The sequence below is a fragment of the Nonomuraea roseoviolacea subsp. carminata genome (assembly GCF_024172185.1).
Taxonomy (GTDB): Bacteria; Actinomycetota; Actinomycetes; order Streptosporangiales; family Streptosporangiaceae; genus Nonomuraea; species Nonomuraea roseoviolacea.
On the sequence record NZ_JAMZEC010000001.1, the window covers coordinates 4268170 to 4283948 of the forward strand.

Here is a 15779-nt window from a genome sequence, read left to right on the forward strand (position 1 = left end):
CATGCCGGAACCCGAAACGCCGTCGTGCCCCTCACACCGCGATCACGCGCTCCTCGGGCGGCGTCCGCTCGGGCTCCGCGCCGGGGCGACGGCCGCACCGGCACGGCTCGTCCGCGGGGCATTCGCACTCCGGCTCCTCCAGCTCGTCCGGCTCCTCCAGCTTCTCCGGCTCCTCCGGCGGCAACCAGCCGGTGGTGTCGGAGAGCGCGCGCACGCGGTTCAGGTACGCCGCCCAGTCCCGGGGACGTCTGCCGCTCCTGAGCTCGGCGAGCTCGGCGGCCACCGGCTCGGGGAGGAGCCGCCACACCTGGAGCGGGGTCGTGGTGATCAGGTCGTACAGCATGCCGAGCCGGCCGCGCTGCTGGGACGCGGTGGCCGTGCGCGCCTGTCGTACGGCCTCGTGCAGCTCGGCCAGGGCAGCGTGGTGGCCGGGGTGGCCGCCCCGCGCCCGGGCGACGGCCGCGGCGGCGGTCGCGGCCGCGGCTCGTTCGTTCGCGCCGATCGTGAGCCGGCCGTCCACCCGGTACGTCAGCATGCCCGGCTCGGGAGCCCCGGCCCGTTCCGGCTGGACCTCGACGGGGATGGGCGGGCGGCCGGGGATCACGATGTCCAGCAGGCCGGGGCCGAGCACCTGGACATGCGCCCCCATGAGCGCCGCCGCGCGCGCCATCGCCGCGGCCGCGGCCGTCTCGGGCAGCGTCTCACCGCCGCGGATGGCGGCGACGTCGGCGGGGGAGAGCGCGCCCGCCCGCGCGAGCGCCAGCAGCCTGGCGGCGGCGCCGTCCTGGCCCGGCGCGAGTCCCGCCCGGCTCATCTCGGCGCGCAGCGCGGACCGCGCGGCCGCGGCGCCACGGAGGCCGCCCTCGGAGATCATGTGGACGAGGCCGCGGAGCCGGGCGAGCGTCATGGCGTCGGGCACGCCGAGCGCCCGGGGGGACACGACCGGGCCCGGCCCGAGCAGCCGTTCGCCGGACCGTCCGGCCAGGATCGCGGCGTGCCCCGCCACCTGCTCGGCCACCGCGGCCGTCACGCCGGCCCCGCCCTCGCCGGGCACCCGGAGCGTCAGCCGGTCCCTGGTACGCGTCTCGACGCTCACCTCGGTGGCGTCCCGCGCGGCCTCGACCAGCTCCAGCGTGAACCCGCCGCCGGGCGTGGTCACCGTGAACTGCCTCACCTGGCCCGGCACCAGGCTCACGTCGGCCACGCCGGCGATCCGGGCCACCTGGGACAGCCCAGCCGGTGAGGTGTCCAGCCCCGTGGCGGTCCCGCCGCCGAGCAGCCGGGCGATCCTGCTCTGGGGTTCGGCGGGGGCCGGCGCGCGCGGGCCCGTGCCCCACGGCGGGGCGGGCGGGGTGTGGCCGCGCTGTTCGATGTCGGCGGCGATGGCGTCGATCGCGTCGGCCAGCACGGCGCGCGTGGCGCGGTCGGGGGCGGCGCGCCACTTGCCGGACAGGTGGGCGTGCTCGTTCAGGCGCGGGACCAGGCAGTGATCGGTGCCCTCGGCCTGCTCCTGCGCGAGCGAGGACCGCAGGACGCCCTGCGGCGCGCCCGCGGCGACGGCGGACGCCTCCTGCAGGACGTGGGACAACTCGTGGACCAGGACCGAGGACACGACGTCCGGGTGGATGCGCGTCCACATCCGGATCACGTGCGGGTCGTCCGGCGTGCCGGCGCGTGGCTCCACGGCGGCGTTCAGGTCCTCGCCCGGATCCGCCATCACCACGCGGACGTGCTGGTCGGGCGCGCCGGGTACCTGGACGGTCATCGTGTCGCCCGACCTCCAGGTGACGCGCGCGGCGGCCCCGCCCAGGTCGGCCGCGGAGACCGCCTGGGCGCGCACCTCCGCCACGGTGAGGTCCGGAACGGTGTCGGGGCGGGCCGACCGGGAGAAGGGGGTGTTCTCGATCGCGGGCGAGGTCACGCTGGGAGGCGCCACGTTCTGGCCGACGCTCCCGCCCACCGGCTGGCTCGCGAGCCGCCGCTCGGCCGGCCAGAGCGGCTTCTGGGTGTCGACCGCCAGGACGCCGTGCGCCATCAGCGCGGCCTTGACCTGCTTGGTGAACGTGCCGGGCACGTCGGTGTTCAGGAAGACGTCGCGCAGGTCGAGGCCGATGGCCGAGGCGGCGTCCAGCACCGTCGCGGGCAGGGTGGCGAACGCCTCGGCGAACCAGCCGTCGGGGGTCGTGCTGCGCATGGAGCCGTCCGGGTGGACGTGGTAGCGGTGGAGGCCGTACGCGTCCCTGACCGCCACGACGGCCACCGCGCCGCGTTCGCGGGCGGCCAGCCGCGCGTCCCGCAGGGCCTCGATCAGCCCCTCCCGGCCGCGCGCGGGGAGGAACATGAAGGTCGGCTGCCCGGCGACCGGCGGCGCGACCCGGACGTTCGCCTCCATCCTCGCCTGCAGCTCGGCCAGCTCGTCCGCGAAGAGGACCACGTCGACCACGCCGCTGGTGGCCCCCGGCAGGTGGACGGGCCTGCCGACGGGATGATCGTCGCTGCTCCGCGGCCGGGCCACGTTCTGGAAGGTCAGGTCGTAGTCGACCCTGAGACGGACGGTGTACGCGAGGCCCTTCCGGAACATGCTGCGCTCGCGCCGTCCCCCGTGGTGGTCGCTCACGCTCTCGGAGGTCTGCTCGCCGACCTTCCCGCCGCCGTCGAGACCCGTCTCGCTGTCCTTGACGTTGCCGCCCATGCCGATGGGGACCACGTAGTTGCGCGACACGGTCGCGTTCTGGGCGTCGGCCAGCCGGTCGACCTCTCCGATCTCCGCCTCGAACGGCCCGGAGACGATGGTGAGGTCCGACAGGCGGGCCTTGACGTTCACCTCGGTGCCCTGGCTCCTGAACTTCTGCCTGGCCGTCCGCACGAGCACCTCGCCGTCGGGCTCGACCATCCGCTCGAACGCGGTCAGCAGCGAGGACGGGAGCAGCCGCCGGACCAGCTCCGGACGGATCTCCTCGACCGCATTGGGGCCCACCATCTTCGTGAGCTGCGCCGTGATGACCTCGTACAGGCTGGGCCGGTTCGGGTCCCCCCAGATCGACGACGGGAACTGGCCGGGCAGCAGCTCGACCCGACGCGGATCGGACACGGTCGGCATCGGCCCGGGATCCTGCGACGCTGGCCGGATCATGCCGGTCGGGATGAGCCTGGTCAGGGAGGCCCGATAGACGACCCGTCGCGAGGGACGGACCCTGCGCCGGAGCTTGCCGGCCACCCGGTGGACGCTGCTCGACACCCGGCCCCGCACCGGCCGGCGCTCGACCTCGATGACCAGCATCATGTCCTGCTGGACCCGGTCGAGGCCGTTGAACAGGCCGATCCGGTTGAGCCGGGTGCTCTGCCGGTTGATCGAGCCGTTGTACGAGCCGCCCCGGTGCGTGGACACGCCGCCGCCGTTGCCGCCGCTCGCGTCCGAGGTGCTGTAGTCCAGCCCGCCCGAGTAGGAGCGGTTGTACGACCGCGAGTGCGAGCGATCGGTGAAACGGTAGCGCTGGATGATGATCCCGGCCTCGTTCGTGTGGGAGAGGAACCTCGCGCGGCGGGGGTTCTTGGAGTCGGCCGGCACCAGCCGTGCCCTGACCGTCACCTCCTCGATCTTCGAACCCGGCAGGGTGCCCTGCACGTGGTAGCTCTTCTCGTACCCCTGGGGCGACCACATGTCGAGGACGTGGATCCGGGCCGCGTCGTCGGAGAAGTTGACGGCCAGCTCCTCGCTCAGGGTCGGGCTGCTCTCCACCGCCCCGGGGATGGTGGCGCTCACGGCCCGGGTCACCGCGTCCAGCATCGACACCGGTCTGCCGCGCTTGCCGTGCGTGCGGCTCCAGTGCCAGCCGCGCTTCTCGGTCAGGTCCAGCGACTCCACCGTGCTGGTGCCCACCGCGCGGTCGTGCGAGGGGGCCAGCACGACGTCCCGCGAGCGTTCGAGGAGATCCGCCGCGGCGCTGAGAGTCCGCTTGAGCTCCTTCGCCGGGTTGCCCCGGCGCCGGCCCTCCTGAGCCGCAGCCGGGTCGGGCGTGATGCCCATCACCTCCTTGACCCGGGCGAGCAGGGCCTGCGGGGTGTGCCGCGCCGCGTAGCCGACGTCCGCGCCGGCCTTGCGCGCCCTGGCCACGTCCTTGACGTAGCGCTGGACCAGGGGGACGGCGACGCTGGGGTCGAGGTCGAGACTGCGGTTGAGGAAGCGCTCGACGGCGTCGGCGACGAGGGCTGCCGGCAGCTTGAGCTCGCCGTCGATGTACATCTGCAGCGCCTCGTACTCGGAGATCATGCCGAGCACGGTGCCCTGCGCCGTGGCCGTCCGGGTGTGGCCCTGGGGTATCCGCCGCCCGGACGGCAGCGGGTGCGCCCCGCTCTCCGTGCCGGTGAAGGTGAGCGTCGTCGACGCGCGGACGATGTACTGGCGGCCGTACTTGATCGTGAGCTCTTCGTTGCCCCAGATGTCGAGGATCGAGGTGGAGTCGGCGGTGCCTGCCGACCGGGAGGGCAGCGTCACCGTGCCTCCGTCGCTCGACGTGCCTCCGTCGTCGAGGTCGGAGGCGCTCACCGAGGAGCCGACGGACAATCCCGACGATCCGCCCCAGGACACGCCGGCGCTGCCGAGCCCGAGGAGGATGTCGCCGTTGACGTGGTCGACGGCGCCGATCACCTCCGCCTCGCCGAGCTCGCCCTCCACCGACAGCGTGGAGCGGGAGGGACGGCCTTCGGAGCCCACGCCGAGGACGACGGACAGCGCCCGGGTGAACAGCTTGGTGTGGGCGACGAGGTTGCGCACGCTCAGCATCGCGGCGATGATCTGCCTGGCCCGGGAGCCGGCGCGCATGCTCCCCGGCGCCACCTGCCGGGCGGCGTCGTGACTGCCCGGCACGTCCATGTGCAGGATCATCAGCTTGCTGCGCGCCCTCCTGGACAGCTTGCCCAGGGGCGCCGGCGGGGTGCCGTTCTCCTCCGGCAGGAGGTCGGCGGCGAACTTCAGCTCGGCCCGGCCGCTCTCGGTGGCCAGGTTCGTCGACCCGCCCTTGTGCTCCAGGTCCGCGATCAGGTCGTGCCCGAGAGTGGTGATCGCGACCAGATCGCCGCTCTCGTCCAGCTTCACGACGTTGTCCGTGGTGCCGTCGCTGGAGCCGTGCGTACGGGTGCGGTTGCCGCCGCCGTTGACGCCCACCTCGTGCGCCAGGCCGTCGTGGCCCTTGTCGGGTCCGTCGCCCTCGCTGACGGAGACGCCGCCCGAGTACGTCCGCGAACGGCTCACGGCCCGGGCCGAGGTGTCGGAGCCGATGTCGAGGTTGACCACCGTCTGGGAGTCGGTGTGCTTGAAGGGGCCGACCTCGTTGAACTTCTGCTTCAGGGACAGGCGCAGCGTGTACTCCTGCGGGCCGTGCGGGCCGTGCAGCGTCAGGTCGAGGGTGATGCCCCCCTGCGCCAGGGTGTCGTAGGCGGCCCGGATCCGGTGCTCCGTCAGCTGCTCCATGACCTCCTGCTCGTTGAGGATCTGGCTGGCGCGTTCGAGCGGGTTGGACGCGTACTGAGCCCTGCCGTCGACCATCCTCGGGACGATGCCGCGCTTCGCGAGCTCCTTCAGCACCTTCTCGCGGAACTCGTCCACACCTGTGACGTCCCCGACGAGGGCGGGGCCCGCGCCGCGCATCTGCCCGGGGCCGTCGCCGAGCCAGACGGGCAGCGCGGCCTTGCGGCCCGGGGGCGGACCGGGCCGCGGATCGCCGCGCAGCACCTGGTTGCCGTCCGCGTCGAGCAACGGCCGGCCGTCCTTGTACACCAGCGCCGCGCTGTCGACGGGCAGCCCGTAGCGGTAGGCGGCCGACTCCCGCATGCTGACCACCGCCGTGCTCCGCATCGGCCGCAGCTTGACCGGAGGCTTGCCGAACACCTCCACCGTGAACGTGGTCTCCACGACGAGCTTGTAGCTCTGCTTGGGGCTGGTCTTCCTGTGCACGCTGGGGTGGATCGCCTGCTTGTTCGCGGTCGAGGAGTACGACTGCGACACCGACCTGGACCCCCTGGCCCTGGGCCCGATGGCGGGTTCGTAATCGCCGGGGCCGTCGAACTCCTGCAGCCAGGGGGTCTTGTAGCCGACGGAGGCGTTGCCCTCCAGCGACCTGCCCGCGGAGGCCCCGCTCGGCAGCGCGACGAAGTCGGTGACCACCTCCTCCTCCCACTCCTCGGCGTTAGCCCCGCCCAGCGGCTCGCACCGCACCAGGACGACCCGGCTTTCGGCGCGGACCTTCGCGTGGGGCTGGCCGTCGCGGGTGAAGACGCGCTCGTAGCCGTTGTTGACCGCCTCACGCAGCTGCAGGGGCAGCTCTTCGGTGACGAACGTGCGGAGCTCGTCGTGCGTGACGGCGCCCACCCGGGTGTAGTCGCCGCCGAGCGCCGCCGCGACGGCGTCGAGGCCGCCCTCCAGCCCGGTCATGTGCGCCAGCACGTGCCGGGGAAACTTCGGGTCGCGCTTGGCCTCGTCGATGCGGGCCAGCTTGCGCGGGGGGTGGTCGGCGTAGGACTGCGAGAGCCAGAGCCGCTGCGCGGTGGCGTCGCCCGGGGCGCCGGTGTCGACCGTGACGCTGTCGGACCAGCCGTCGGACTTCCTGGTGCGCACCTCGACGCGCCAGCTCGCGTCGGCGTCGAACAGCAGCGGCTCGCTTCTGTCGTCGGCGACGTAGCCGCCCTGCGCGAACGCCGCGGCCCCGCCGGTGACCGACCAGTTGCGCCCGACGCTCGCCCCGACGCTGACCCCCAGCATCTCGACCAGGTGCCTGGCCGTCTGGCCCTCGGCCAGCAACGGCGCCAGGGCGGCGGTGTTGAAGCCCCCGGACATGTTGGTGCTGTCCGCCTCGGTGACCGTGGCCGTGCGGCTCGACTGGAAGAACAGGCCGACCATCATCTCCGACCCCTTGATGGCCGGATCGATCACCTCGACCAGGTCGGACAGGGTGAGCTTGACCCGCACCTGCGCCGCCGACGAGCCGCGGCCCACCCGCAGCACCACGCCGTCGGGGGAGACGGCCTTGTGGAAGTCGGCCCTCAGCGCCTGCTCCAGCTCCAGCGCCGTGAATCGGTAATCGGACTTGTTGTCCGCCAGCATCTCGTTGACGGTGGCGGTGAGCCTGGTCAGATGGGGCAGCCGGCCCGTCGGCAGGGCCGCGGACAGGCCGATCTCCTGCGGCAGCGCCACCGCCAGCGCGTCCAGGTAGCCCTGGTGCTGCCGCCGGGCCCTGGCCTCCAGGTTCTGGGCGATGTGACGCATGCCCACCTCGCCGGGCCGGGTGGCCGTGCCCGACTGCTTCATGGCTATGACGAGCTGCTCGTACGTCTGGCGGGCCTGCGTGGCCTCGGCCAGCGCGGCACGGTAGGCCGCGGCGCTCCTGAGGTTGCGGGCCCGGGCGGCGCGCAACGCCCGGTTCTTCTGCCGCTCCTTGCGTGCTCGCGTGAAACGCCCCTGGTCGTGCTGCTTGGCAGCCTTACGGGCCTCACGCGTGGCCTTGCGGGCCTGCTCCTTCGCCTCCTCGGCCTTGCGGGTCTTGGCCTGGATCTGCCGCCTGAGCGCGTCCTCGGCCTTCAGGAGCGCGTCGACGACGCCCTGGATGTGGTGGGCCGGCGAGTCCTTGGGGGGTAAGGACGGAGCCTGCTGGGTCCGCGTGCCCGGGCTGGGCGCCCAGGGCGGTGGCGGCGGGTTCTGGCCGCGCTCGATCAGCTGGCGGGACACGCCGTCGAAGTCCACGGCGAGCCGGCGCTGCTCGGCCGGCGTCGAGGCGCCGTGCCACTTCTCGGCCAGCAGCGCGAGTTCGTTGAGCTGCGCGTTCGCGCACATGTCGCGGGTGTTCTCGCCGGCGTGCCGGTGCGGCAGCATGCGCTGCCGTCCGCCCTCCTCGGAGGCCAGCACCTCCTGGAGGGTGTCGGTGATCTCGTGCAGCCACACCCGGGAGACCTGGCCCTCGCCGATGCGCGGGCCGAAGTGGACCAGGTGCGGGTCGCTCCTGGTGCCCGTCCGGATCTTGGTCTCGCCCATCAGCTTCGGGCTCATGCCGCCCTCGTCGGCGAGCCGGAGCAGGGCGTTCGTCTCGTTGCCCGTCAGGGCCAGGGCCTGGGCCAGGGTGGTGAGCGTCTGCGCGGACGGACGCCGCCCTCGGCCCTCCTCGATGCGGGCGTAGTCGCCGGGTGACAGGCCCGCCCGGCGCGCGACCTCCTCCCGGCTCAGCCCGTGGCGGGTGCGGTGGCTGGTCAGGGCGCTCAGGACGTCCGTCCACCCGATGGCGGGGCGGAAGTAGAGGGTGCCGTTCGACTTCGTGTGGACCGCGAGCAGGCTGCCCTGCTCCAGCCACGTGAACCCGGTCACCTCCTCGCCGAGGAAGTGGCGTGGGCGCACGTCGGCGAAGGCGCGGTGCACCTCGTCCAGGGTCAGGTCGGGGCCCTGGCGGCCGTCGGGCACGTGCCTGGTGCCGGGGACCGGCCGCGCGGTGACCGTGCCCGGCTTGCCGGCCGGCGCCGTGGCCGCCGGGTCTCCCTGACCGGGCGCGGGGGCCGGGGCGGTGCTCTCGCCCTCCTGGGCGACCAGCAGCATCGCGGCCGCCTCCGCCTGCAGGTCCGTGACGTCGGTGACGGCCTGGGCGCGGGTGTTCAGAGCGGCGCGTACGCGGTGCATGGTGGCGGCGGGGATCACGCGCACGTCGGAGCCCGAGGTGATGAGCAGGTCCCCGGTCGGGCCGATCACCGCGTCGGGGAAGCCGGTGGCGAGCGCGCCGATCAGAGCTGTGCGGGCCCGCTCGGCGGCGGCCTGGGCGGTCATCGCGGCGTTCTGCCCCGCGGAGGCTGCGGTGTCCACCGTGCCCTGGACGGCCGGACCCGTCTGACCCGCGTGGTGGGCCGGCTGGGCGGACGCGGTCTGGTCGGTCGTCGTGGCCGGGGCGGCGTGGGACGACTCGCCGGAGGCATGGGCGGGCCGGCCGTCCGGCTGGGCATCCGGTTGGGCGTCCGGCTGCGTGGCCGGGTGATCCGGTTGCGGGGCGGCGTCACCCCTTCCTTGCGCCTGCCCGTCGGCGGCGCGCCGGCCCTGCGCGTCCCCGGAGTCGGGCCCGCCGGGCGAGGGCTGCTGCGCCGTGTGCGGTGCCGTCCCCGTCTGGCCCTGCGCCTGCGCGCCGGGGCCGCGCCCGGCAGGGCGGTGCGCGCCGTCGGCCGCATCAGGCGCGGCGCCGGTCCGGCCCTGCGCGTCCGGCTGGGCCTGCGCGTCCGGCCGGCCCTGCGCGTCCGGCTGGGCCTGGTGCGCCTGGGAGCCGGAGCCGCGCCTGGCGCCTGACCCGCCCAGTTCCGGGGCGGCGGCTCCGCGCCCGGCGCCGTCGCTCTGGCCGGCGGCCGACGGGCCCGCACCCGCCGTCGCGGGGGAGTGAGGGGTGGCGCCGGCCGCCCTCGGAGCACCGGCCATCGCGGGCTCGGGCACGCGCACGACACCGCCCTGGTGACCGCCGTCGGGGCCTCCACCGGTGCCGGGCCCGCCGCCCGCCGGACCTCCATCCGGGCTTCCCCCCGGGGGGCCGCCGGCCGCGTGGGCGGCGTCGGCCCGCGCCGCGAGGTCGTAGGCGGAGGCCAGCGTGGTCAGCGGGTGGATCAGCGCCGAGGCCACCGAGGGATTGAACGGGCTGATGGATCCGGTGCGCCCGGCGCCGCCGAAGAAGCCGCCCATGATGCTGTCGTAGGTGAACGGGTTCTCCCACTGGCCGTAGATCAGGCCGTTGGCGACGTAGCTGCCGACCGGGGAGGCGATCGTGTTGGTCACGCCGGTGGTGAGCGCCCGGCCCGCGAACCCCGGCACGCGGCCGGTGACGCGGGAGACGGGCCCGGCGACCCCCATGCCCGCGATCGCGCCGCCGCCCGCCCCGATGATCGCGGCCAGGGACCGGTCGAAGTCCCATTCCTTCCTGGTCCCCATCTTGATCTGCTGGTACTGGGCGACCGCGTCGATGAAGAACTCCTCGCCGATCTCCTCGACGAGTTCGTGGCCGATCGTGGTGCCCAGCAGCCGGCTGATCAGGCCGGGACCGGTGGCGCCGCTGAGCGTGCTCACCCGCGAGAGCTGCGTCGCGGTGATCGGCCTGGAGGCGGCGACCGCGAGCCTGACGAGGATCCGGCTGATGACCGCGCGGGCGCCGGCCGCGGCCGGGCCGATGAGCGCGGTGGAGGATCCCGCGGTGAAGAAGTTGACGATGATGGCGATGGCGATGGCGACGACCGTGACCCAGAACGCCACGTTGATGGACAGCTTCGAGTACTGGGTCTCGACGGCGAAGTTGCTCGCCTGCTGCGCGTAGGCATGCGCGTTCCTGGCGACCCCGGCCATACCGCCCTGGTGGCCGTACAGGAACCTGGCCCTGGCGACGAAGTTGGCGGTGGCCGGCGCCTTCCAGCCGGTCACGATGGTGCGCGCGGCGGTGCCGGCCCGCGGCGTGCAGCCGGTGACCCCCTCGCCCAGGCCCTCGTACGCCTGGCACAGCTTCGACAGCCCGCTCTCGCTGGCCTCCGGCCATTTCTGGCCGGCGGACAGCATGGGGATCAGCCAGTTGACGACCCAGGGCGGCAGCGCGTTGGTCTCCCAGGCCGGCATGACGTCCCGGTCGATGCGCACGGTCGACCGTTCGCCGGGCCCCGAGCCGCTGTAGCTGACGGGGCCGGAGGCGCCGTTGTGGCTCACGTCGTGGGCCTCAGATCTCCTTCAGCCCGGTGGTGACGTCCTCGTAGGTGGCCGCGTTCGCGTACAGGGTGTTGTCCACGGTCGTGCGCAGCCTCTCGCCGGCGTCGGTGATCTGCGTGGTCAGGTCGACGCATTGGGTGAGCATCTGGTTCGGGCCGTCGCCGTTGAAATGCGCGGCCTTGAACTGCAGGCCCTCGATCCCGTCGCCCCACGGCGCGGCGGCCAGCGCTTCGCTGACGGCCGCCATGAGCTGCGGCGCTTCGCGTTCCCAGTCCTCGGCCATCGTGGTCCACTGGGAGAGGCCCAGCTCCACGACCTGCTTGGCGACGTCCACGCCATCCCGGGGGTTCAGCGGGTGCCTCCCATCTGCTCGGTGAAGCGCGCCATGACGGCTTCGAGGTCACCGTCGAGGTGCGCCTGGATCTCCTCGGCGGGGATCACCGGCTCGAAGATCTCGACGATGCGCTCCTGGGCTCTGACCGTCGCCCGCCTGGCGGTCTCCGCGATCGTGTCGGCCAGGTGCCGCGCGTCGGGCCGCCGGTAGATGCGGGGGTCGAGGTCCAGCCGGACGAGGTCGCCGCGAGCACCCACCGTCACCGAGACCAGGCCGTCGCGCGAGGTCTCGGTCACCTGGATCGCCCTGGCCTTGGCGTGCAACTCCGCGCCGGCGTCCTGGATGCGTTGGAACATGCCTTGCAGTTCTTCGGCGTACGCCCTCATTCCCGCTATGTCGGGTCGGTCGAGCGAATCCATGACACCCCCAGACGCACAAGCCCGCGTGTGTCTCTTACGGCACTGTCGTATTTCCCCCAAGTTTCCGTCACATGAACATCAATAGACAAGAGTTTCCTGTCAATCGTGATGTTGCCCGATTTCAAGGGGTACGGGCTGCTCGTGTAGGTCGGTGACCTCCGCTGCGGGAACCCACAGGCGGTAGACGCCCCGCTCGACCCGTTCCAGCCCCAATGCCCGCGCGGTGAGGGCGGACCCGCCCAGGTATTCGAGCAGCAGCAGCCCGTCCCGTTCGTCGTGCACGTCGAAACGCTCGCCGCGCCACCGGCACACCGTCGAGACGAATTCCAGGCCGTCGCATTCCGCCGCGGGGACCGTGCGCACGTGACATCCCGGCTCGACCTGCTCGAAACCCGCCACGGGTTCGGAGCTGCGCAGCCGTATCCACAGTTCGAGGGAGTGCGGCTCGGGTGCGGCCACATACACCGCGCCCCGCCAGCGGGCCCGGTAGAAGTGCAGGCTCACGCTGTCCGCCTCCCCACCAGCAGCCACCGCCGCAGGTCGCCGTGGTACATCGCGCGCCGTCGCTCGGTCCCCTCCAGCGTGAGCTCCCAGATCTCCGCGCCGTGGGGCAGGCCCACGCCGTACACCTTGTACTCGCGGATGAGGTGATCAGGGCTGGGCACCAGGCCCATCCCGATGAACGGCGGCTCCTCGACCACCCAGCCGGCCACCGCGCTCATGCTCTCGTCGTCGATCCCCCCGTAGGGGGTGCGGTAGAGGTTGAGGCCGACGGGCCGCCAGCGCAGGATGATCAGGGATCCGTCCTCGGTCACCATGCCGGGCTGGCCCAACGCCTCGGCGAGGAGGGCGGGCGTGGCGATGTGGGAGACGTCCAGCGCGTGGTGGCAGTAGCCGGACACCCGAGGCTCACCGCCGGTCAGCAGGTCGTGGGCGTCGGCGGGGGACAGCAGCTTCTGCACCACCGGCACGCCCGCCCCGGGGTCGAGCAGCAGGTCCTGCGTCAGCGTCGGGACCGCGAGCCTGGCCACGGTGCCCGGCTCCAGCAGGAAGGCGGTCGGCAGGCCCGGGTTGACCGCGAGGCCCCAGCGCGGGTCGGGCCAGCCGGCCGCCAGTTCGGGCAGCGAGGAGATCCGGCAGTGCGTCGCGACGCCGCCGGTGGCCAGGCGCATGGCCTCGACGGAGGTGTAGGCCAGCAGCCAGGTCCGCTCGGAGTCCGCGGCCGTCGCCCAGGCGGCGGTCGCGGTCCCGTCCGCCGCGGCGGCCGTGATCGGCAGTGCCAGGTCGGCGTCGCGGAGCAGGCTCAGGCACAGGGCTTCCTGGCCGTCCTCACGGGCGGCCAGCAGCCGCTCCTCGAAAGGCGTGGCCGGGTGAAGATCACTCCTCATGCGCCCAGTCTGCCCGCAGCGCGACGAGGCGGGCTCAGCGGAACGCGTCGAGCCCCGTGAGCGCCTTGCCCAGCGTCAGCAGGTGGACCTCCTGCGTGCCCTCGTACGTGAGCACGCTCTCCAGGTTGTTCATGTGCCGGATGACCGGATACTCCAGGGTGATCCCGTTGCCGCCCAGGACCGAGCGCGCCTCCCGGGCGATGTCCAGGGCCGCGCGCACGTTCGCCAGCTTGCCGAAGCTGACCTGCTTCGGCTCCAGGCGTCCCGCGTCCTTGAGCTCGCCCAGGTGGAACGCGGTCAGCGACGCCTGCGCCATGCCCACGTACATCCACGCGAGCTTCTCCTGCGTGAGCTGGAACGACCCGATCGGCTTGCCGAACTGCACGCGCGTCTTCGCGTACTCCACCGCGGCCTCCAGGCACGCGCGCGCCGCGCCCACGACCCCCCACAGGATGCCGAAGCGCGCCTCCGACAGGCACGACAGCGGGCCCTTCAGGCCCGTCACCCCGGGCAGGACGGCCGAGCCCGGCAGACGGACGTCGTCGAAGTACAGGGACGACGTCACCGAGGCCCTCAGGGACAGCTTGCGGTGGATCTCGGGGGCGGAGAAGCCCGGCGTGTCGGTCGGCACGACGAAGCCGCGGATGCCCTCGTCGGTCTGCGCCCACACGACGGCGACGTCGGCGACCGAGCCGTTGGTGATCCACATCTTGGAGCCGTTGAGGATCCAGTCGGACCCGTCGCGCTTGGCGTAGGTGCGCATGCCGGCCGGGTCGGAGCCGTGGTCGGGCTCGGTCAGGCCGAAGCAGCCGATCGCCTCGCCGGCCGCCATCCGGGGCAGCCACTCCTCTTTCTGCTCGTCGGAGCCGTACCGCCAGATGGGGAACATGGCCAGCGAGCCCTGCACCGACACGAACGAGCGCAGCCCCGAGTCACCGGCCTCCAGCTCGCGGCAGGCCACGCCGTACGACACGGCGTCGGTGCCGGCGCAGCCGTACCCCTCCAGGTGCATGCCGAGCAGCCCGAGCGAGCCCAGCTCGGGGGCCAGCTCGCGCGCCGGGAACACGCCCTCCTCGAACCAGCCGGCCACGTGCGGCAGGACCCGGTCGGACACGAACGAGGCCACCGTGTCCCGGATCAGCCGCTGATCACCGTTGAGCCGGTCGTCCACGCGCAGCAGGTCGTCCATCGGGATCCTCTCCTCGCACCAGCGCCTACACGTAAGGGGCTACCAGGGTTTCTACAGGGTGATTCCCGATGTGCCAAAGAGGGCCGCGGAGGCACTCTTGAGACATGAACGACAACATCAAGCAGTTGCGCAGGACTCACGACGGCAGGATCATCGGCGGCGTCTGCTCGGGCGTCGGGGAGTACCTCGGCGTCGACGCCAACCTGGTGCGCATCGCGCTCGCGGTGGCGACGCTCTTCGGCGGGGTGGGGGTCGGCCTGTACGCGATCGGCTGGCTGCTCATGCCGGAGCAGGGCAGGGACACCTCGATCGTCCAGGACGTGCTGGCCAAGCAGCAGGCCAAGTCCACCTGGCAGACCAGCACCAGCACCCCCGCCTCCTGGGACGACGAGCAGAAGCCCCAGCAGTGATCAGGTGGGCGCCGAGGCGCGGACCCGGCGGGGGCCGTCAGTCCGGGACTCGGTCCAGAGCATGGCCAGCGCGGCCGCGCACGTCACTCCCATGACGCCGGCCAGCGCCACCACGAGCTCCGGGCCGAGTCTCTCGGCGGCCAGGCCGCCCACGAGGATCCCGGCGCCCTGCGCGGCCATCAGCCCCGACTGCGCCAGCCCGAACGCCTGCCCGCGCCGCTCGGCCGGCACCCGCTGCACGAACGCGGCGTTGGCCGCGAGCTGGTAGGCCCCGCCCACCCCCGACAGGACCCAGGCCGCCAGCACCACGACCAGCGGCGGCCGCAGCGCGCTGACCGCCAGCGGCAGGCAGCTCAGCACCGCCATCCAGCCCATCAGCCGCAACCGCCGCGACGGCGAGACGAACCTGCTGAACAGGAACGCCCCCAGCACCGTGCCCGTCGGCATCGCCGCCATCAGCAGCCCGGTGACCACCGGGGCGGGCAGCGCGTCGGTCGCCAGGGTCGCCGCGTACGGCGCGGCCAGCCCCTCCGGCAGCACGTAGAACCCGCACAGCCAGGCGAACATCACCAGCGTGCGCAGCCCCTTGTCGCCGAAGACCAGCCGCGCGCCCTCCCTCGTCATCGCCCACATGGACGGCCGCTCGCCCTCGGGCGCCGCCGACGGCCGCCGCCGTACCCCCGAGACCAGGATCAGCGCCGAGCCGAGGAACGTCGCCGCGTCGAGCGCCAGCGCGCGGTACGGGCCCAGCGTGGCGATCACCGCGCCGCCCGCGGCGAAGCCGAGCATCTGGACCGCCTGGTTCGTCATGTTCTGCAGCGCCGTGCCCACGACGTACCGGTCGCCCTCCAGCACCTCCGGCAGCAACGCCGCCCGCGCCGCCGAGAACGGCGCGCCGAGCAGCACCACCAGGAACACCAGGGCGCACAGCACCGGGAACGGCATGCCCGGCAGGGCCATGACGGCCACCAGGACCGCGCGCAGCAGGTCGCAGGCCAGCATGACGCCCCGGCGGGCGAACCGGTCGGCCAGCCCGGCCAGCAGCGGGCCGCCGGCGATCGACGGCAGGTAGGTCAGCGCGTAGACGGCGGCGGTGGCGAGCGGCGACCCGGTGCGGTCGTAGACGAGGACGGCGAGGGCCACCTGGGCGAGCTGGTCGCCGAGGAGCGACAGGCCCTGGCCGTACCAGAGGGCCCGGAACTCGCCGATGGCGAGGACCTCGCCGTAGGTGGCTTGGTGATCTTCAGCACGGCGATGCCGTCCCGGCAGCCGTCGCGTCCGCATGGCCCCCATTGGACTCCGCTGTGCCTGACTCTGAGTATTCAGTACGTCACCTAAGGTGC

Annotated in this window: 8 protein-coding genes; 1 reads left to right on the forward strand and 7 read right to left on the reverse strand. The window is 73.2% G+C overall.

Features of this window, described 5'->3' with window-relative positions; genetic code table 11:
* Window positions 1-31: 31 nt before the first annotated feature.
* The 6 genes from HD595_RS20010 to HD595_RS20035 form a co-directional block, all read right to left on the reverse strand.
* On the reverse strand, window positions 32-10696 hold the full coding sequence (locus tag HD595_RS20010; RefSeq protein WP_253771198.1) for a WXG100-like domain-containing protein: 10665 nt from the start codon (window positions 10694-10696) through the stop codon (window positions 32-34).
* 10 nt (window positions 10697-10706) lie between these two features.
* On the reverse strand, window positions 10707-11030 hold the full coding sequence (locus tag HD595_RS20015) for a hypothetical protein (protein WP_253771199.1): 324 nt from the start codon (window positions 11028-11030) through the stop codon (window positions 10707-10709).
* 14 nt (window positions 11031-11044) lie between these two features.
* Complete coding sequence (locus HD595_RS20020) at window positions 11045-11386, reverse strand: YbaB/EbfC family nucleoid-associated protein (protein ID WP_253771200.1); 342 nt, start codon at window positions 11384-11386, stop codon at window positions 11045-11047.
* Between the two features lie 162 nt (window positions 11387-11548).
* Window positions 11549-11953 (reverse strand): hypothetical protein, encoded by a 405-nt coding sequence (locus HD595_RS20025; RefSeq protein WP_253771201.1) that lies wholly within the window; start codon window positions 11951-11953, stop codon window positions 11549-11551.
* The gene (locus tag HD595_RS20030) at window positions 11950-12837 is read right to left on the reverse strand and encodes an SseB family protein (RefSeq protein WP_253771202.1); all 888 of its coding nucleotides are present in this window, start codon (window positions 12835-12837) and stop codon (window positions 11950-11952) included. The genes HD595_RS20025 and HD595_RS20030 overlap by 4 nt, the downstream gene beginning before the upstream one ends.
* A gap of 34 nt (window positions 12838-12871) precedes the next feature.
* A complete protein-coding gene (locus tag HD595_RS20035; RefSeq protein ID WP_253771204.1) occupies window positions 12872-14026 on the reverse strand; it encodes an acyl-CoA dehydrogenase family protein in 1155 nt (384 codons plus the stop codon).
* A 104-nt stretch (window positions 14027-14130) separates the two neighbouring features.
* On the opposite strand from HD595_RS20035, the gene HD595_RS20040 reads away from it, so the two are divergent.
* Window positions 14131-14436, forward strand: a complete 306-nt coding sequence (locus tag HD595_RS20040; protein ID WP_253771206.1) for a PspC domain-containing protein — start codon at window positions 14131-14133, stop codon at window positions 14434-14436.
* On the opposite strand, the gene HD595_RS20045 is transcribed toward HD595_RS20040, so the two are convergent.
* The gene (locus HD595_RS20045) at window positions 14437-15720 is read right to left on the reverse strand and encodes an MFS transporter (RefSeq protein ID WP_308211191.1); all 1284 of its coding nucleotides are present in this window, start codon (window positions 15718-15720) and stop codon (window positions 14437-14439) included. It abuts the gene before it with no gap.
* Window positions 15721-15779 lie beyond the last annotated feature (59 nt).